General features: G+C 73.0%; 20 protein-coding genes. 9 read left to right on the forward strand and 11 right to left on the reverse strand.

The genetic code is table 11. The features are described from left to right. The first annotated feature begins 29 nt into the window (after positions 1-29). From recA to ACILRH_RS05510, 7 genes are read left to right on the forward strand one after another with little or no spacing between them, the layout of a single operon-like run. Positions 30-1,082, forward strand: a complete 1,053-nt coding sequence (recA, locus tag ACILRH_RS05480) for a recombinase RecA (RefSeq protein WP_395691413.1) — start codon at positions 30-32, stop codon at positions 1,080-1,082. A 4-nt stretch (positions 1,083-1,086) separates the two neighbouring features. Beyond that, positions 1,087-1,701 carry a regulatory protein RecX gene (locus tag ACILRH_RS05485; protein ID WP_395691415.1) on the forward strand — a complete coding sequence of 205 codons (615 nt, stop codon included), beginning with the start codon at positions 1,087-1,089 and terminating at the stop codon, positions 1,699-1,701. A 22-nt stretch (positions 1,702-1,723) separates the two neighbouring features. Continuing rightward, entirely contained in the window at positions 1,724-2,173 is a 450-nt protein-coding gene (locus ACILRH_RS05490) for a phosphoribosyltransferase (RefSeq protein WP_395692076.1), read from the forward strand. An 18-nt stretch (positions 2,174-2,191) separates the two neighbouring features. Further along, positions 2,192-2,896 carry a GNAT family N-acetyltransferase gene (locus ACILRH_RS05495; protein WP_395691417.1) on the forward strand — a complete coding sequence of 235 codons (705 nt, stop codon included), beginning with the start codon at positions 2,192-2,194 and terminating at the stop codon, positions 2,894-2,896. 33 nt (positions 2,897-2,929) lie between these two features. Then, positions 2,930-3,775, forward strand: coding sequence for a PPK2 family polyphosphate kinase (locus ACILRH_RS05500; protein ID WP_395691419.1), 846 nt, complete (start codon positions 2,930-2,932; stop codon positions 3,773-3,775). Further along, positions 3,772-4,560 (forward strand): HipA family kinase, encoded by a 789-nt coding sequence (locus ACILRH_RS05505; protein ID WP_395691421.1) that lies wholly within the window; start codon positions 3,772-3,774, stop codon positions 4,558-4,560. Before ACILRH_RS05500 ends, ACILRH_RS05505 begins: the two co-directional genes overlap by 4 nt. Continuing rightward, complete coding sequence (locus tag ACILRH_RS05510; RefSeq protein ID WP_395691423.1) at positions 4,557-4,949, forward strand: DUF3037 domain-containing protein; 393 nt, start codon at positions 4,557-4,559, stop codon at positions 4,947-4,949. Before ACILRH_RS05505 ends, ACILRH_RS05510 begins: the two co-directional genes overlap by 4 nt. 12 nt (positions 4,950-4,961) lie before the next feature. On the opposite strand, the gene ACILRH_RS05515 is transcribed toward ACILRH_RS05510, so the two are convergent. The 10 genes from ACILRH_RS05515 to ACILRH_RS05560 form a co-directional block, all read right to left on the reverse strand. Next, positions 4,962-5,636 (reverse strand): response regulator, encoded by a 675-nt coding sequence (locus ACILRH_RS05515; RefSeq protein WP_395691424.1) that lies wholly within the window; start codon positions 5,634-5,636, stop codon positions 4,962-4,964. Then, positions 5,633-6,871 (reverse strand): sensor histidine kinase, encoded by a 1,239-nt coding sequence (locus ACILRH_RS05520; protein WP_395691425.1) that lies wholly within the window; start codon positions 6,869-6,871, stop codon positions 5,633-5,635. Before ACILRH_RS05520 ends, ACILRH_RS05515 begins: the two co-directional genes overlap by 4 nt. Before the next feature lie 73 nt (positions 6,872-6,944). Further along, on the reverse strand, positions 6,945-7,889 hold the full coding sequence (locus tag ACILRH_RS05525) for a D-alanine--D-alanine ligase (protein WP_395691426.1): 945 nt from the start codon (positions 7,887-7,889) through the stop codon (positions 6,945-6,947). Next, positions 7,886-9,034, reverse strand: a complete 1,149-nt coding sequence (gene alr / locus ACILRH_RS05530) for an alanine racemase (RefSeq protein ID WP_395691427.1) — start codon at positions 9,032-9,034, stop codon at positions 7,886-7,888. The genes ACILRH_RS05525 and alr overlap by 4 nt, the downstream gene beginning before the upstream one ends. Further along, positions 9,031-9,654: a M15 family metallopeptidase gene (locus tag ACILRH_RS05535; protein ID WP_395691428.1), complete on the reverse strand. Its 624-nt coding sequence runs from the start codon at positions 9,652-9,654 to the stop codon at positions 9,031-9,033. The genes alr and ACILRH_RS05535 overlap by 4 nt, the downstream gene beginning before the upstream one ends. 190 nt (positions 9,655-9,844) lie before the next feature. Next, on the reverse strand, positions 9,845-10,042 hold the full coding sequence (locus ACILRH_RS05540; protein ID WP_395691429.1) for a hypothetical protein: 198 nt from the start codon (positions 10,040-10,042) through the stop codon (positions 9,845-9,847). Between the two features lie 95 nt (positions 10,043-10,137). Then, positions 10,138-10,881, reverse strand: coding sequence for a sirohydrochlorin chelatase (locus ACILRH_RS05545; RefSeq protein WP_395691431.1), 744 nt, complete (start codon positions 10,879-10,881; stop codon positions 10,138-10,140). Positions 10,882-10,969: 88 nt separating this feature from the next. Beyond that, positions 10,970-11,716 carry a phosphoadenylyl-sulfate reductase gene (locus ACILRH_RS05550; protein ID WP_395691433.1) on the reverse strand — a complete coding sequence of 249 codons (747 nt, stop codon included), beginning with the start codon at positions 11,714-11,716 and terminating at the stop codon, positions 10,970-10,972. Further along, on the reverse strand, positions 11,713-11,898 hold the full coding sequence (locus tag ACILRH_RS05555; protein ID WP_395691434.1) for a hypothetical protein: 186 nt from the start codon (positions 11,896-11,898) through the stop codon (positions 11,713-11,715). Before ACILRH_RS05555 ends, ACILRH_RS05550 begins: the two co-directional genes overlap by 4 nt. Beyond that, positions 11,895-13,616, reverse strand: coding sequence for a nitrite/sulfite reductase (locus ACILRH_RS05560; protein WP_395691435.1), 1,722 nt, complete (start codon positions 13,614-13,616; stop codon positions 11,895-11,897). Before ACILRH_RS05560 ends, ACILRH_RS05555 begins: the two co-directional genes overlap by 4 nt. Before the next feature lie 322 nt (positions 13,617-13,938). Here ACILRH_RS05560 and ACILRH_RS05565 point away from each other — a divergent pair, with 322 nt between their 5' ends. Further along, positions 13,939-15,384 (forward strand): glycine hydroxymethyltransferase, encoded by a 1,446-nt coding sequence (locus tag ACILRH_RS05565; protein ID WP_395691436.1) that lies wholly within the window; start codon positions 13,939-13,941, stop codon positions 15,382-15,384. A 176-nt stretch (positions 15,385-15,560) separates the two neighbouring features. Here the strand turns inward: ACILRH_RS05565 and ACILRH_RS05570 are convergent, their stop codons facing one another. Beyond that, on the reverse strand, positions 15,561-15,824 hold the full coding sequence (locus ACILRH_RS05570; protein WP_395691438.1) for a hypothetical protein: 264 nt from the start codon (positions 15,822-15,824) through the stop codon (positions 15,561-15,563). A gap of 55 nt (positions 15,825-15,879) precedes the next feature. On the opposite strand from ACILRH_RS05570, the gene ACILRH_RS05575 reads away from it, so the two are divergent. Beyond that, positions 15,880-17,241, forward strand: a complete 1,362-nt coding sequence (locus ACILRH_RS05575; protein ID WP_395691440.1) for a cation:dicarboxylate symporter family transporter — start codon at positions 15,880-15,882, stop codon at positions 17,239-17,241. Positions 17,242-17,269: the final 28 nt, after the last annotated feature.

The following is a 17,269-nucleotide window of genomic DNA, read 5'->3' on the forward strand; positions in this document are numbered from 1 at the left end:
GACCACGACGACAGACAAGGAAGCAGACCATGGCTGGTGGAGGAGACCGCGACAAGGCGTTGGACGCCGCGCTCGCGAACATCGAGCGGCAGTTCGGCAAGGGCTCCGTGATGCGCCTGGGCGACGAGACCCGCGCCCCCCTCGAGGTGATCCCGACCGGGTCGATCGCCCTGGACGTCGCGCTGGGCCTCGGTGGCCTGCCGCGCGGTCGCGTCGTGGAGATCTACGGGCCGGAGTCCTCCGGCAAGACCACGGTCGCCCTGCACGCGGTGGCCAGCGCCCAGCGGGCCGGCGGCATCGTGGCGTTCATCGACGCCGAGCACGCGCTCGACCCGGAGTACGCCAAGAACCTCGGCGTCGACACCGACGCGCTCCTGGTGTCCCAGCCGGACTCCGGCGAGCAGGCGCTGGAGATCGCCGACATGCTGGTGCGCTCCGGCGCGCTGGACCTGATCGTCATCGACTCGGTGGCCGCGCTCGTGCCCCGCGCCGAGATCGAGGGGGAGATGGGCGACAGCCACGTCGGCCTGCAGGCGCGGCTGATGAGCCAGGCGCTGCGCAAGATGACCGGTGCGCTCAACAACTCCGGGACCACCGCGATCTTCATCAACCAGCTGCGCGAGAAGATCGGCGTGATGTTCGGCTCGCCCGAGACCACGACGGGTGGCCGGGCGCTGAAGTTCTACTCCTCGGTCCGCCTCGACGTGCGCCGCATCGAGACGCTCAAGGACGGCACCGACATGGTCGGCAACCGGACCCGGGTCAAGGTCGTGAAGAACAAGGTCGCCCCGCCGTTCAAGCAGGCCGAGTTCGACATCATGTACGGCAAGGGCATCAGCCGCGAGGGCGGCCTGATCGACGTCGGCGTCGAGGCCGGCCTGGTCCGCAAGGCCGGCGCTTGGTACACCTACGAGGGCGACCAGCTCGGCCAGGGCAAGGAGAACGCCCGGGCGTTCCTGCGCGACAACCCCGACCTCGCCAACGAGCTGGAGAAGAAGATCCTCGAGAAGCTCGGCGTCGGCCCGACCGTCGACAACGAGGTCGCGCTGCCCGACGAGCCGATCGGCGTCGACTCGTTCTGAGCCCGTGACTCTCGACGAGGATCGGCCCGCGCCGGACTGGCTCGGCGACGTCTCGGACGGCGTGGACGCGTGGACCAGGCGCGCGTCCACGCCGCCGCCCCCCGACGACCCGGTCGCCCAGGGCCCGGACGCCGACCCCGAGTCGGTGGCCCGCACGATCCTGCTCGACCAGCTCACCGGGCGGGCGCGCAGCCGGCAGGAGCTCAGCGACAAGCTGGCCGCCAAGCATGTGCCGGCCGACGTGGCGACCCGACTGCTCGACCGGTTCGAGGAGGTGGGGCTGGTCGACGACGAGGCGTTCGCCCGGGCCTGGATCTCCGGGCGTCAGGGCGGCCGCGGGCTGGCCCGGCGGGCGATCGCCCAGGAGCTGCGCCGCAAGGGCGTGCCCGACGAGGTCGCCCGTACGGCGCTCGACGAGATCGACCCCGCCGACGAGGAGGCGGCCGCCCGCGCCCTGGTCCGCAAGAAGCTGCGCAGCCTGGCCCGGGTCGACGACACCACCGCCACCCGCCGGTTGGTCGGCATGCTCGCCCGCAAGGGATACGGCTCGGGGCTCGCGTTCGCGGTTGTCAGGGACGAGCTGGCCTCGGCTGGGCGAGAATGCCCCGGTGACGACTGACCGGGAGATCCTGACCTACGAGATGTTCGGCACCGCGGTGCGCGACCTGGCCCAGCAGGTGGTCGACAGCGGCTACCGCCCCGACCTGGTGCTGTCGGTGGCCCGCGGCGGGCTCGGTCTCGGCATGGGGCTGGGCTACGCCCTGGACGTCAAGAACCTCTCGGCGGTCAACGTCGAGTTCTACACCGGCGTCGACGAGCGCCTGGAGATGCCGATCATGCTGCCCCCAACCCCGGCGGCGGTGGAGCTGGCCGGGCTGAAGGTGCTGATCGCCGACGACGTCGCGGACACCGGCAAGACCCTGGAGATCGTGCGGGACTTCTGCGCCGGCCACGTCGCCGAGGCCCGCACCGCGGTGATCTACGAGAAGCCGGGCACCGTCGTGCTCCCCGACTACGTGTGGCGGCGCACCGACCGGTGGATCGACTTCCCGTGGTCCGCCGAGCCGCCGCTGGTGAGCCGGGGCGCCTGATGCGGCGATGACCCAGCCATGAACCAGCTGCGGCTGGTCGTCCACGACCGCGGGCGCGAGCTGGCCGGCGTCGTGCACGAGGGCGAGTCCTGGGCCGCCGCGGCCCGGCGTACCGTCGCGAGCCTCCACGTCGACCCGGTGCCGGTCGACCTGTCGGGCGAGGTCAAGGAGTTCGTCGTCGACCACGACCTCGTCGTCGGGGTCCGCGCGATGGGCCGCGGCGACCTTCCCGACGTGACCCGGTGGCGGCAGAGCGACCACCTGCACCGCTGGTGGGCCGCGGACGGCGAGCCCACCACCGAGCGCGTGGCCGCCCAGTACGGCCCCAGCATCGACGGGATGACGCCGACCCGGATGTGGGTGGCCGAGGTCAACGGACGCTCCGTCGGGTTCCTCCAGGACTACCGGATCGGTGACTACCCCGAGTACGCCGTGCTCGGGCCGGACCCGGCGGCGATCGGGGTCGACTACGCGCTGAGCGAGGAGTGGAGCGGACGCGGGCTCGGCGTGCGGGTGCTGTGGGCGTGGATGGCCCGGGCCCGGCGCCGGTTCCCCGACGCGACCGCCTTCTTCGCGGCACCCGACCACCGCAACGCCGCGTCGCTGCGGGTGCTCGCGAAGGCCGGGTTCACCCCGGGGCTCTGGTTCGACGAGCCGCAGGAGGACGGATCGGTCGACACCGTGGTCGGCTGCACCCTCGACGTGCGCCGCGTCCTGGGCTGAGGTCCTGGGCTGAGGTCCTGCCATGATGTCGCGGTGACCGCCCACCCGCTGCGCCTCCCGTCCGGACCCGTCGACCTCGACCAGATCCCCAGCGGGGCCACGCCCGGCTTCGACGGCGGCAAGAAGAAGGCGAAGGCCGCACTGTTCGCGATGGGCGACGACCTGGCCGACCTGCAGGAGCGGCTGTTCGCCGAGGGCCGGACGACCGGCTCGCACCGCCGGGTGCTGCTGGTGCTCCAGGGCATGGACACCTCGGGCAAGGGCGGGGTCCTCAAGCACACCGTCGGCCTGGTCGACCCGCAGGGCGTCCGGATCACCTCGTTCAAGGCACCCACCGAGGAGGAGCTGGCCCACGACTTCCTGTGGCGGATCCGCAAGGGCGTGCCGCAGCCCGGGTACGTCGGGGTGTTCGACCGCTCGCACTACGAGGACGTGCTCATCGGGCGGGTCAACGGTCTTGCTGACGCCGCGGAGCTCGAGCGCCGCTACGACGCCATCAACGAGTTCGAGCAGGAGCTCGTCGACGACGGCTGCGTGGTCCTCAAGTGCATGCTCCACATCTCCAAGGACACCCAGAAGGACCGGCTGCTGCGGCGGCTGGACCGCCCCGACAAGCACTGGAAGTACAACCCGGGCGACCTCAGCGCCCGCGCGAAGTGGGACGCCTACCGCGAGGCGTACGCGATCGCGCTGGAGCGCACCCACACCGACCACGCCCCGTGGTACGTCGTCCCCAGCGACCACAAGTGGTTCCGCAACCTGGCGATCGGGCAGCTGCTCCTGGCCGCGCTGCGCGGCATGGACCTGCACTGGCCGCCGGCGGACTTCGACGTCGACGCCGAGCGGGCCGCGCTGCTCGCGGAGGACGACGGGTCGTGATCGCGTCGGTGGCGGTCACCCGCTACGTCACGCCGCTGCGCGAGGGCGGCAGCCTTCCCGGCATCGTCGAGGGCGACGACCTGGGCACGTACGTGTGCAAGTTCCGCGGGGCCGGGCAGGGGGTGCGGGTGCTCGTGGCCGAGGTGGTGGTCGGCGAGCTGGCGCGGCGGATCGGCCTGCGCACGCCGCAGCTGGTCGCCCTCGAGCTCGACCCCGAGATCGCCCGCTACGAGGCGGACGAGGAGGTCCAGGACCTGCTCAACGCCAGCACCGGCCTCAACCTGGGCGTGGACTTCCTCCCGGGCGCGTTCGGGTTCGACGGGGAGCTCACAGCGGGCGAGGGGGTGGCCGAGCGGGTGCTGTGGCTGGACGCCTTCACCGCGAACGTGGACCGTTCCTGGCGCAACCCCAACCTGCTGTTCTGGCACGGCGACCTGTGGGTCATCGACCACGGCGCGTGCCTCTACTTCCACCACGCCTGGCCGGGCGGGGCGCTGTCACGGGAGGGCGGACCCGGCCGGTTCGCGGCCCAGCCCTGGTCGGCCGACGACCACGTCTTCGCGGCGTCCGTCGACGCCCTCGGCCCCGTCGACGAGGAGCTCCGCGCGGTGCTGGACCACGAGGTGTTCGCCGACGTGCTGGCGCAGGTGCCGGACGCCTGGCTCGAGCCGGTGCCCGGTGCGGAGACCCCGGACGCGCTGCGGGCGGCGTACGTCGACTTCCTCGACGCGCGGCTCGGCAGCCGGCAGTGGCTGCCGCTCGACCCGGCGGGGGTCGCCCGGTGAACGGCCCGGTGACTCCGCTGGCCTACCAGTACGTCGTGCTGCGCTGCGTGCCCCGCGTGGACCGCGAGGAGTTCGTGAACGTCGGGGTGGTGCTCTACTGCCAGGCATCGGACTTCCTGGACGTCGCGTGGCGCGTCGACCGGGACCGGCTGGCCGCCTTCGACCCCCGGCTGGACCTGGACCAGGTCTGCGAGGCGCTGGGGTTCGTCGAGGGCGTGTGTGCCGGCGACGAGCGCGGCGGCGCGGCCGGCCAGGAGCCGCTCGGGCAGCGGTTCGGGTTCCTCAAGGCGCCGCGCAGCACCGTGATCCAGCCCGGCCCGGTGCACGGCGGCGTCACCCGCGACCCGGCCCGCCAGCTCGAGCACCTGCTGGAGAAGCTGGTCGGCTGACCCGGCTCCCAGCTAGGGCGCCACCAGCCCGTGCTCGTGGGCGAACACCACGATCTGCACGCGGTCACGCAGGCCGAGCTTGCGCAGGATCGCCCCGACATGGGTCTTGACGGTCGACTCGCTGGCGAAGACCCGGCCGGCGATCTCGGTGTTCGACAGGCCCCGGGCCACGGCGTCGAACACCTCGCGCTCCTTCTCGGTCAGCGTCTGGTACGCCGGCGGCGCGGGCGTACGCGCCCGGAACTGGCCCTCCAGCAGCGTCGCGAGGTCGGCGGGGGCGAGCACCGCGTTGCCCGCGTGCACGGTCCGGATGGCGTCGCGCAGCATCACCGGGGTGGTGCCCTTGAGCAGGAACCCGCTGGCGCCGTAGCGGATCGCGGTGGCGGCCCGGTCGTCGAGGTTGAAGGTGGTCAGCACGATGACGCGCACCGGCTTCTCCCGCCGGGCGGCGCGGTCGGGCGAGAAGATCTGCCGGGTCGCCTCGACCCCGTCCATCTCGGGCATCCGGACGTCCATCAGCACGACGTCGGGAGCGAGGTCGTCGACCAGCCGGACCGCCTCGGCCCCGTCGGCGGCGTCCCCGACGACGACCATGCCCTCCTGGGCGTCGACGATGACCCGCACGCCCTCGCGGAAGAGGTCCTGGTCGTCGACGAGCAGGACCCGGATCGGCTCGGGACCCGTCATCGCGGTCGCACCGGCACCCACGCGGTCGCGGTGAACGTCGGCGGCTCGGCGCGGCGGCGCACGTCGAGGCGACCGCCCACCGCCTCGAGGCGGCGACGCATGCCGTCCAGCCCCTGACCGCCGGGCTCGGGCGGCTCGGTCATCAGCGCGATCGGCCGGGTCTCGTCCGACGTCGCGTCCGCTCCCGGGTCGATCGCGTTCTGCACCTCGATCCGCAGGTCGCCCTCCCAGTGCCGCTCGACCAGCACCGGCAGGTCGCGCCGGCCGTGCTTGATCGCGTTGGTCAGCATCTCCTGGAGCACCCGGAACGCGACGACCTCCAGCTCCGGTGGCATCGGCTGCGGCGACCCGACCTCGGTCGAGCGGATCTCCTGGCCGCTGGCGCGGGCTCCTTCGACCAGGCTCTCGAGGTCGACCTCGTGGGTCCGGGCCGACGCGTCGCCCGTCGAGCTGAGCACCTGGCGGACGTCGTCGAGCGAGGACCGGGCCGAGGTCGCGATGTTGGACATCGTGCGCTTGAGGCCCTGGGTGTCCACGTCGTCGAGATACTGGGCCGACTCCGCCTGCGCGAGGATCACCGCCAGGGAGTGCCCGACGACGTCGTGGACGTCCCGGGCGAGCTGGGCCTGCTGCTCGCGCAGCCGGGCGATCTCCTCCGCCTGGTCGCGCGCGGCCTCGGCGGTCACCTGCGACTCCTGTGACCGCCGGGCCCGGTCGGAGAAGCGCAGCGCGAGGCCGGCGAGCCAGGGCACGCCGAGCACCGTCACCCCGAGCAGAGCCGCCGTCACCTGCCAGCTGTCGCTGAGCCGCGACGACTCGATCACCAGCGTCCGGAAGCCGACCTGGTCGAGGGCGGCGTAGTAGATGTCGGTGTCGATGTAGAGCACCCCGACGAGCGCGGCCACGGGGATCGACAGGGCGCTGGCCCAGACCGTCGCGGTCGACCCCCACCGCGCGACCCCGAACGCGACGGCCCCGACGGCGACCTCGACCAGGAGCAGCTGGGTGCCGGTCATCACCTGCGCGACGCCGAGCACCCACACCAGGCCGAAGGCGCCGGCGGGCAGGTGCCGGCACAGCGCGGCGGCGACGGCGACGGCGACCGTCACGACCACGGCCGCCGGCCGCGGGTCGTCGCCGTAGTAGTGGGGCAGGTTCGCCACCTCGAGCAGGCCGACCAGGAGCACGAGCAGGCCGACGCCGACGTCCGGCACCCAGGCGCGCCAGCCGGTCATCCGGGGCTCCTGTCGTGGTCGGTGGGCGGTCGGTGGGGAATCGGTGGAGGGTCCAGCGGCAAGCGAACCACACTCAGCGGTGCGCGCCGCGCACGAGCTCGTCGAGCAGGTCAGGGTAGGCCAGGCCCGCGGCGGCGAACATCCGAGGGACCTGCGAGTGCTCGGTCAGGCCGGGGATCGTGTTGACCTCGTTGAGCACCGGCCCGGCGTCGGTGAGGAAGAAGTCGACCCGCGCGACGCCCGAACAGCCGAGGGCGCCGTACGCCGCCAGCGCGGCGTCCTCGAGCGCCTTGGCGTCGACCTCGTCGAGCCGGGCGGGGACCCGGAGGTCCGCGTGCCCGCCGTACTTGGTGTGGAGGTCGAAGACCCCGTCGACCACGACCTCGAGCGGCGGCGACGCCACCACGCGGCCGTCGGCGCGCCGCAGCACCGCGACGTCGATCTCGCGCCCGGTGACCACGTCCTCGACCAGCGCCCGGCGGTCCAGCGCCAGCGCGGCGTCGAGAGCGGGGCGGAGGTCGTCCGGGCGCTCGACCAGCGTGACGCCGTGGCTGGAGCCGGCGGCGACCGGCTTGACGACGACGGGGTGCGTCCAGTGCTCGTGGGCAGCCGTGGCCGTGTCGACGAGGTGCCCGGGCGCGGTGGCGAGCCCGATGGCGCCGGCGACGAGCTTGGTGACCCACTTGTCCATCGCGACGGCCCCGGCGGTGACGCCGGAGCCGACGTAGGGCAGGCCCGCGAGCTCGCACAGCGCCGCCACGGTGCCGTCCTCGCCGTGCGGTCCGTGCACGACCGGGAAGACCACGTCGCAGCCGCGCAGCACCTGGGCCGCACCGCTGAGCCCGATCGGGCGCATCCCACGGTCGTGCCAGGTGCCGTCGCGACCGATGGTGAGCGGCACCACGTCGTAGGTGGTCGGGTCGAGGCCCGACGCCACCGACGCGGCCGAGGCGAGCGAGACGTCGTGCTCGCAGCTGCGGCCGCCGCCCACGACGGCGACCCGGGTGCGCGCGGTCACGACAGGCTCCGCAGGTGGGGGACCGCCGTCGTGCGCCGGGCGAGCCGGGCGCCGAGGCCGGTGACGACCTCGTGCTCGATGGTGCCGGCCCACCGGGCCCAGTGCGCGACGGTCGGCTCGCCCCGGTCGCCGGGGCCGAAGAGGGTCACGGTCTCGCCGGCCTCGACCGCGCTCTCGCCGAGGTCGACGACGAGCTGGTCCATCGAGATGGTGCCCACGACCGGCCGCCGCACGCCACGCACCAGCACCTCGGCCCGGTCGCTGGCGAGCCGCGGCAGCCCGTCGGCGTACCCGAGCGGCACCAGGCCGAGCCGGGTCGCCGAGCGGGTGCGGTGCTCGTGGCCGTAGCCGACCGGCGTGCCGCCGCGCACCCGCCGCACCCCGACCAGGGGAGCGGTCAGCGTCATCGCCGGCCGCAGCGCGGTGGTGCGGGAGGGGTCGATGCCGACGAGGCCGGCTCCGACGCGGCTCAGGGTGTGGTGGGTCCGGGGGTCGGTCAGCGTGGCGGCCGTGGCCGCGAGGTGCCGGTCGCGGGGTCGTAGACCGGCCGCGCGGGCGGTCTCCAGCGCCCAGGCGAAGCGGGTGCGCGCCAGCGCGTTGCAGCCGTCGCCGGGGTCGTCGGCGCAGCCGAGGTGACCCATCACGCCCACGACCTCGACCTCGCCGCGCAGCTCGGCACGGCGGGCCGCCCGGCACAGGGCCGCCCACGCCGAGGGCTCGGCCCCGTCGCGCGCCATTCCGGCGTCGACGTGCAGGTGCACTCGCGCTCGGCCCGGCACGGCCGCGATCGCCGCCAGGTGCTGGGCGCTGGGCACCGCGAGGTCGACACCGCGGGCGACGGCCGTCGCGAAGTCGGCGTCGACGGGGTTCAGCCAGCTGAGCAGCGGTGCGCCGAGACCGGCGTCGCGCAGCGGCCACGCCTCCTCCAGCGAGGTCACGCCGAGCCGGGTGGCGCCGTGCGCCAGCGCGGTGCGGGCGACGTCCAGCGCACCGTGCCCGAAGCCGTCGGCCTTGACCACCGCCATCAGCTCGCCGCCGGCCCGGCCGGCGAGCAGCCGGGTGTTGTCGGCGACGGAGCGCAGGTCCACCTCGAGCAGCGGGTGGGCGGCGCCGTGGTCGCGGGCGGCGACGGCCAGCCCGCTCACGCCGCCACCTCCTGGCGGACCGGGCCGTAGATCGCGTGGCGGGCGCCGGTGACCAGCGCCCAGTAGCGGTCGCCGTGGCTCCAGTGCCACCACTCGGTCGGGTAGTTCACCAGCCCCTGGGAGCGGAGGACGCCGGCCAGCACGCGCCGGTGCGCCCGCGCGTCGGCGCCGATCCCGGCTGCCGCGAACCAGCAGCGACCGTCGCTCTGCTCCGGGGTGGCGTCGATCGCCGTGCCGAGGTCGAGCTCGTCGCCGCAGACGTCGACGAGGGTCAGGTCGACCGCCGCGCCGCCCACGTGCGGTGCGACGTCGAGGGGTGCGACGAACCGGCTGGTCAGCCGCTCCAGGTCGGTGTCGTCGATGCCGGGGTGCAGGGCGCGCAGCTCGGCGGCGTACGACGCGATGATCGCCTGCTGCTGCGCGAGCGGCCGGTGCCCCTCGACGACCCGCAGCCGCACCCCGCGCGGGAGCAGGCGGTCGGCCGCGACCAGGCGGTCGGCGAGGTCGGCTCGGACCGTCGCACCGGCGGGGGAGAGGTCGTCGGGGAGCCGCACCAGCGGCGCCCCGCACTCGACCACGGGCACGGCCCGCACCCGCGGGTCCGAGAGGAGGATCGTCATGCCGGTGACGCTAGGGACCGACCCGCCTCCCGCACCTCCACCTCAGGTGCCGGTCGCCTGTCCCCAGGTGCCGACCGGCTCGTCCCGAGCCGCGGGCCTTCCTGGTGCGGTGTTGTGGTCGCTTCCACCGCCGTATACGTCTGCGAATGCGTCCACAGCACCGCAGGGGTGAGCCAGCGTGAGCGAGCGACTACGTCTCGACGTGCCGCCGTCGCCAGGAACGCATGCCCAGAGATCCCACACTCCACAGCAGCTCCCCGGCCAGGACCGCCGCCGCGAGGCGCAGCCCGAGGTCTGGACTACCGAGGGCCGTGGCCACGACGAAGGCCACCAGCGCCAGCCCAGCCACCTGCAACCCGCGGATGGGCCTCCGCGTGCTGGTCTCCATCGTGCCTCCCTGCGGTCGCCGAGCCGATGTCACGAGTATCGGGCATCGTCGCGCCGCATCCGGGCAAGAAGGGAACACCCGGTCAGACGCGCGCCTCAGACGGGGACCAGCTCGACGGCACCCACGGCGTAGCGGGCCAGGATCGCGCGAGCGAGCTCCGGGTGGGCGCCCAACGGCTCGGACACCGCCACCGCGCCGGCCTCCAGCGCCAGCTCCGCCGCCCGGTCGGGCAGCAGGCCCGGGGCGAGGAAGAGCGAGGCGACGGCGATGTGCCGCTTGCCCTGCGCGCGGAACGCCCGGACCGCCTCACCGGTCGCCGGCGGCGCCGACGACGCGAACGCGGCGGTGACCGGCAGCCGGTGCCGCGAGCCCCAGACCCGGGCCAGGCGCGCCACGGCCTGGTTGGCGAGCGGGTCGCTGGAGCCGGCGGCGGCCAGCACCAGGGCGTCGAGCTCGCGCACCCGGCCGGCGCGCAGCGACTCGCGCATCCGCACGTCGAGCACCTCGAGGAACTGGGTCTCGAGACCGAGGATCCGGGTCGCGCGGATGCCGAGGCCCTCGTGGCGGGCCTGGGCCTCGGCGATCGCGCTGGGGACGTCGACCTTGGCGTGGTAGGCCTCGGTGAGCAGGAGCGGCACGACGACGATCTCGTCGTGGCCGGCCTTCACGAGCCGGTCGACGACCGTCGTGAACGACGGCTTGGCCAGCTCGAGGAAGGCCTGCTCGATCCGGAGGTCGGGGCGCATCGCCCGGACCTCGTCGACGAGGGCCTTGATCGTGGCGGCGGACCGAGGGTCACGGCTTCCGTGAGCCAGGGCCACCAGGGCAGGAGCAGCCATCACACTGCCTCCTTCGTGCTACGAAGTGGTGCGGAGGAGCGGGCACCGGCGGCGCTGCCGGTGCCGCGGGTGCGGGTCGTGAGCGCGCTCACGAGTGGATCCCGCACTCGGTCTTGTTGGTGCCGGCCCAGCGGCCGCTGCGCGGGTCCTCGCCGGGAGCCACGCGGCGCGTGCAGGGCCAGCAACCGATGGAGGGGTAGCCGTCGTAGACCAGGGGGTTGACGAGCACGCCGTGGTCGGCGATGTAGCGCTCGACCTGCTCGTCGGACCACCGGGCCAGCGGCGAGACCTTGACCTTGCCCTTCTTGGCGTCCCAGCCGATGACCGGCGCGATCACCCGGTGGTGGGTCTCGGCGCGGCGCAGGCCGGTCGCCCAGGCGTCGTACGACGCCAGGGAGTCGGCCAGCGGCTGGACCTTGCGCAGCTTGCAGCACAGGTCGGGGTCGGTCTTGTAGAGGTCCTTGCCGTAGGTCGCGTCCTGCTCCGCGACTGACTGCACGGGCGTGATCGTGAGCAGGTTGACCGGGAGGGTCGCCTGGACGGCGTCGCGGGTGCCGATCGTCTCGACGAAGTGGTAGCCGGTGTCGAGGAAGACCACGTCGACGCCCGGTGCGACCTTCGAGGCGATGTCGGCGAGCACCGCGTCGCCCATCGAGGAGGTGACGCAGAAGCGGGCGCCGAAGGTGGCCACGGCCCACTCGATGATGTCCTCGGCCGGCGCGAGCTCGAGCTCGGCGCCCCAGTGGGACACCAGCTCGCGCAGCTCCTCCGGGGAGCGGCCGTCGGTCGCGGTGCCGCGGTTGTTGCGCGCGGTGATGGTGGTCGCTGCGGTCATGACGTGGCTCCCGAAGGTCGGACGAGGCCGAGCATCCTCAGTGAGAACGAGCGCAGGCAGCCGCGGCAGTCCCAGGTGCCGTGCGGCGAGGTCACCTCGCCGGTCTCCGAGACGACCTCGTGCGGGCGCAGGTCGGTCTCGCCGCAGAACGGGCAGTGGAAGGGGATCGCGCGCTCGCTCACGAGACCGCTCCTTCCAGCACCTGGTCGCCGCGCAGCAGGTCCTCGTCGGCCCGCGCCACCCACTCGGTGAACGTCTCGCCCTCGGTGCGGTCGGCCAGGTAGTTGGTCACGACGGCGGTGACGTAGTCGTCGAGGCCGGCGCTGGTCACCTTGTGGGCGCGCAGCTTGCGGCCGAAGTTGGCCTGCAGGCCGGTGGCGCCGCCGAGGTGCACCTGGAAGCCCTCGACCTGCCGGCCCTCGTGCATGACCAGCTGGCCCTTGAGCCCGATGTCGGCGACCTGGGTGCGCGCGCAGGCGTTGGGGCAGCCGTTGACGTTGACCGTGATGGCCGCATCGAGGTCGGGGAACCGCCTCTCGAGCTCGGCGACCAGGTCGCGGGCGCGGTTCTTGGTGTCGACGATGGCGAGCTTGCAGAACTCGATGCCGGTGCAGGCCATCGTGTTGCGCCGCCAGCCCGACGGCCGTCCCGACAGGCCGATGGCGTCCAGGTCGTCGAGCAGCGCGTCGACGACGGCCGGCTCGACGCCGATCAGCACGATCTTCTGGTACGGCGTCAGCCGGGCGCCCTGCACGCCGTGGCGCTCCATCAGGTCGGCGAGCGCCACCAGGACCGTGCCCGAGACGCGGCCGGCGGTCGGGGCGACCCCGACGTACACCTTGCCGTCCTTCTGCTCGTGGACGCCGATGTGGTCGCGGTGCCCCACCGGCGACTCCGGCGAGGGGTTGGAGACCAGCGGGCGGCCGAGGTACTCGTTCTCGACGACCTCGCGGAACTTCTCGATGCCCCAGTCCGCGACGAGGAACTTCAGCCGCGCCCTCGAGCGGAGCCGGCGGTAGCCGTAGTCGCGGAACACCGAGGCGACCGCCTCCCACGCGTCGGGGACCTCCTCGAGGGGGATCCAGACGCCCATCCGCTGCGCGAGCATCGGGTTGGTGGAGAGCCCGCCGCCGACCCACAGGTCGAACCCGGGGCCGTGCTCGGGGTGCACGGTGCCGACGAAGGAGACGTCGTTGGTCTCGGGGGAGACGTCGTGCGAGGGGTGGCCGGTCAGCGCGGTCTTGAACTTGCGCGGGAAGTTCGAGAACTCCGGGTTGCCGATGTAGCGGCGGTAGATCTCGTCGAGTGCCGAGGAGCCGTCGATGATCTCGTCCTTGGCGACGCCCGCGACCGGCGAGCCGAGGAACGGGCGCGGCGAGTCGCCGCACGCCTCCAGGCTGGAGAGACCGTTGTCGTCGAGGCGCTGCCAGATCGCGGGCACGTCCTCGATCCGGATCCAGTGGTACTGGATGTTCTCGCGGTCGGTGACGTCTGCGGTGTCGCGGGCGAAGTCGGTGCCGATGGTGCCGAGGGCCCGGACGGTCGCGGGGGAGAGAAGCTTGCCGTCGGAGCGCACCCGGAGCATGAAGTAGCGGTCGTCGAGCTCCTCCTCCTCGAGCACCGCGGTCCTACCGCCGTCGATCCCCGGCTTGCGCTGGGTGTAGAGGCCCATCCAGCGGAACCGGCCGCGCAGGTCGGCCGGGTCGATGGAGTCGAAGCCGCGCCGGGAGTAGACGTGGAGGATCCGGTCGCGGACGTTGAGCGGGTCGTCGTCCTTCTTAGACTGCTCGTTCTTGTTCAGCGGCTCGGTGAAGCCGAGCGCCCACTGACCCTCGCCGCGCTTGGGGCGGGGGATCTCGGTGCGCTCGGCGCGCTTGGCGGTGAAGCGGGGGTCGGACATGGGGGTGTGGTCCTCGGCGGGAGGGGCGCCTCCTCGACCGGCGACGCTGCCGGGAGGTCGGGGCCCGAGCGGAGTGGTCTGGCTCGGTTCGTCAGGAGGGCCGACACATCATGCTGCGCGTGCGTCCGAGGTCCACGTGGCGTCGAGCCACGAGGTACGCATGGGTCGCAGCGGAGATCATGTCAAGCAGTCTCAGGGAGCGGACGGCCGTTCCACAAACGCCAATCTCGTGATGTGAGATAGACTGCCAGGATGTGAGACACACACCTCATCGCCCGCGGGGGAGCGGGGCTCCGGCCGGCGCGGCACTAGGCTGCAGCGCATGAGCGACCGGATCGATTCCCTCACCAGCAGCGCGTACCAGCAGGCCCTCGAGGTGATCGCCTCGGTCGAGCCGCGGATCGCCGACGCCACCCGCCAGGAGCTCGCCGACCAGCGCGGGTCGCTGAAGCTGATCGCCAGCGAGAACTACGCCTCGCCCGCCGTGCTGCTGACCATGGGCACCTGGTTCAGCGACAAGTACGCCGAGGGCACCGTCGGTCACCGCTTCTACGCCGGCTGCCAGAACGTCGACACCGTCGAGGCGCTGGCGGCCGAGCACGCCCGCGAGCTGTTCGGGGCGGCCTACGCCTACGCCCAGCCGCACTCGGGCATCGACGCCAACCTCGTCGCCTACTGGGCGATCCTCGCGCACCGGGTCGAGACCCCGGGCCTGGCGCGGCTCGGCGCGAAGAACGTCAACGAGCTGACGGAGCAGGACTGGGAGTCGCTGCGCCAGGAGCTGGGCAACCAGCGGCTGCTCGGCATGTCGCTGGACGCCGGCGGCCACCTCACCCACGGCTTCCGCCCCAACATCTCGGGCAAGATGTTCCACCAGCAGCAGTACGGCACGGACCCGGAGACCGGGCTGCTGGACTACGACGCCCTCGCGGCGAAGGCCCGCGAGTTCAAGCCGCTGATCCTGGTGGCCGGCTACTCGGCGTACCCGCGGCGGGTGGACTTCGCGAAGATGCGCGAGATCGCCGACGAGGTCGGCGCGACGCTGATGGTCGACATGGCCCACTTCGCCGGGCTGGTGGCCGGCAAGGTGTTCACCGGGAACGAGGACCCGGTCCCGCACGCCCATGTCGTCACCACCACGACCCACAAGTCGCTGCGCGGTCCGCGCGGCGGCCTCGTGCTGGCCACCGAGGAGTACGCACCCGAGGTCGACCGCGGCTGCCCGATGGTGCTCGGCGGACCCCTCTCGCACGTGATGGCGGCCAAGGCGGTCGCCCTCGCCGAGGCCCGGCAGCCCTCGTTCCAGGCCTACGCCCAGCAGGTCGCCGACAACGCGAAGTCGCTCGCGGACGGCTTCCTCTCCCGCGGCGCCACGCTGGTGACCGGCGGCACCGACAACCACCTGGTGCTGCTCGACGTCTCGTCGTTCGGCCTGACCGGGCGGCAGGCGGAGTCCGCGCTGCTCGACGCCGGCGTGGTCACCAACCGCAACTCGGTGCCGCGCGACCCGAACGGTGCCTGGTACACCTCCGGCATCCGGCTCGGCACCCCGGCGCTCACGACCCGCGGCTTCGGTCACGACGAGTTCGACCGGGTCGCGGAGCTGATCGTGCACGTCCTGCAGAACACCGAGGCGGGCACGACGAAGGACGGCCGCGCGTCGAAGGCGTCGTACGTGCTCGGGGACGGGGTGGCGGACAAGGTCCGCGACGCCTCGGCCGAGATGCTCGACAAGCACCCGCTCTACCCGGGCATCGACCTGTCCTGAGGCCGGCTCACCGCTCGTGGCGCTGCCGGTTCATCAAGGGATGCAGACGAACCGACACTTCCCTCGGTGTGCCCGCCGTAGGAAGTGCAGGTTCACCGACAGACCATGGTGAAACTGCGACCGCAGCGGTGAGCAGGGCCCGCGGCCGGCGGGGACGGCTGCCGCCCGGATGGCCGTCAGACGCCGGGCGTCGCGCGATCCACGATCGCCCGCAGGCCACCGCCCTCGAGGGCGTCGACGGTGCCGTCGTACGACGTGCCGAGGCGCGAGGCGCAGAAGACGTCGGCGACCTCGGCGGGGGCGTGGCGCACGAGCAGAGAGCCCTGGAGGACCGCGGCCATCCGGCCGGCGAGTCGCCGGGCCGAGACCTCGAGGCGGTCCGGCTCGCCGATGAGCGAGCCGGTCGGGCACGTCCGCCGCTCCGAGGGCCTCGCGCCCACCCATCGACGCACCGTACGACGGTTCATGGTCGGTGTGGCCGGGTACGCACCGACCATGGCTGAGACTCGGGAAGCCCGCACTACCCCACGCAACCGCACGCACTGGCTCTACGCGGCGGTGGTGCTCGCCGTGGCCTTGGGCGTCGCGGTGGGCCTGCTCTTCCCGGACTTCGCGGTGCGGCTCAAGCCGCTGGGAGACGGGTTCGTCGGCCTGATCACGATGATGATCCAGCCGGTCATCTTCTGCACGATCGTGCTCGGCGTCGGGTCGGTCGCCAGCGCCGCCCGGGTCGGCAAGGTGGGCCTGCTGGCGATCGGCTACTTCCTGGTGATGTCGACCTTCGCGCTCGCGATCGGGCTCGTGGTCGGCAACCTGCTGCACCCCGGGGAGGGGCTGCAGCTGACCGACGAGGTCACCGCCGCGGGCGCCGCCCAGGCTGAGGAGGGCCACGGCAGCACCACCGACTTCCTGCTCGGGATCATCCCCGACTCGCTCTTCTCCTCGCTGACCTCCGGCGACGTGCTGCAGACGTTGCTCGTCGCGCTGCTGATCGGCTTCGCCCTGCAGCAGATGGGCTCGGCGGGCCGGCCGATCCTCACGGTCGTGGAGTACGCCCAGCGGCTGGTCTTCCGCGTCCTGGCGATGATCATGTGGGCCGCGCCGGTGGGCGCCTTCGGCGCGATCGCGGCCGTGGTCGGCGAGACCGGCTTCGACGCGCTGACCAGCCTGGCCATGCTGATGGCGGGGTTCTACCTGACCTGCGTGCTGTTCGTCTTCGTCGTGCTCGGCCTGGTGCTGCGCACGGTCGCCGGCGTCAACATCCTCTCGCTGTTCCGCTACCTCGGCCGCGAGTTCCTGCTGATCCTGGCCACCTCGTCCTCGGAGTCGGCGCTGCCGCGGCTGATCGCCAAGATGGAGCACGCGGGCGTGGAGCGGACGACGGTCGGGATCGTGGTGCCGACCGGCTACTCCTTCAACCTCGACGGCACGGCCATCTACCTGACCATGGCGACGCTGTTCATCGCCGATGCCATGGGCGACCCGCTGAGCATCGGGGAGCAGATCTCGCTGCTGGTGTTCATGATCATCGCCTCCAAGGGTGCGGCCGGGGTCACCGGTGCCGGGCTCGCCACCCTCGCCGGCGGCCTGCAGTCCCACCGCCCCGACCTGGTCGGGGGCGTCGGCCTCATCGTCGGCATCGACCGCTTCATGTCCGAGGCCCGCGCGCTCACCAACTTCGCCGGCAACTCGGTCGCCACCGTGCTCATCGGCACCTGGACCGGCGGGGTCGACCGCGACCGGCTCGACCGGGTCCTCGCCGGCGAGCTGCCCTTCGACGAGCAGACGATGCTCGACGACGAGCCGGCCGACGAGCCCACAACCCCGGCCCCCGAGCCGGTCCCCGCCCGCCCCTGACGGCGGTCCGGGTACCACCGCCGCCCCG

This window comes from Nocardioides sp. (genome assembly GCF_044226765.1).
Lineage (GTDB): Bacteria > Actinomycetota > Actinomycetes > Propionibacteriales > Nocardioidaceae > Nocardioides.

Bases quoted from the DNA above. Each gene is read 5' to 3' on its own strand.
- recA (WP_395691413.1), top strand. From the start codon at position 30: ATGGCTGGTGGAGGAGACCGCGACAAGGCGTTGGACGCCGCGCTCGCG.
- ACILRH_RS05490 (WP_395692076.1), top strand. From the start codon at position 1,724: ATGTTCGGCACCGCGGTGCGCGACCTGGCCCAGCAGGTGGTCGACAGC.
- ACILRH_RS05495 (WP_395691417.1), top strand. From the start codon at position 2,192: ATGAACCAGCTGCGGCTGGTCGTCCACGACCGCGGGCGCGAGCTGGCC.
- ACILRH_RS05515 (WP_395691424.1), bottom strand. From the start codon at position 5,636: ATGACGGGTCCCGAGCCGATCCGGGTCCTGCTCGTCGACGACCAGGAC.
- ACILRH_RS05520 (WP_395691425.1), bottom strand. From the start codon at position 6,871: ATGACCGGCTGGCGCGCCTGGGTGCCGGACGTCGGCGTCGGCCTGCTC.
- ACILRH_RS05535 (WP_395691428.1), bottom strand. From the start codon at position 9,654: ATGACGATCCTCCTCTCGGACCCGCGGGTGCGGGCCGTGCCCGTGGTC.
- ACILRH_RS05540 (WP_395691429.1), bottom strand. From the start codon at position 10,042: ATGGAGACCAGCACGCGGAGGCCCATCCGCGGGTTGCAGGTGGCTGGG.
- ACILRH_RS05545 (WP_395691431.1), bottom strand. From the start codon at position 10,881: ATGGCTGCTCCTGCCCTGGTGGCCCTGGCTCACGGAAGCCGTGACCCT.
- ACILRH_RS05550 (WP_395691433.1), bottom strand. From the start codon at position 11,716: ATGACCGCAGCGACCACCATCACCGCGCGCAACAACCGCGGCACCGCG.
- ACILRH_RS05560 (WP_395691435.1), bottom strand. From the start codon at position 13,616: ATGTCCGACCCCCGCTTCACCGCCAAGCGCGCCGAGCGCACCGAGATC.
- ACILRH_RS05565 (WP_395691436.1), top strand. From the start codon at position 13,939: ATGAGCGACCGGATCGATTCCCTCACCAGCAGCGCGTACCAGCAGGCC.
- ACILRH_RS05575 (WP_395691440.1), top strand. From the start codon at position 15,880: ATGGCTGAGACTCGGGAAGCCCGCACTACCCCACGCAACCGCACGCAC.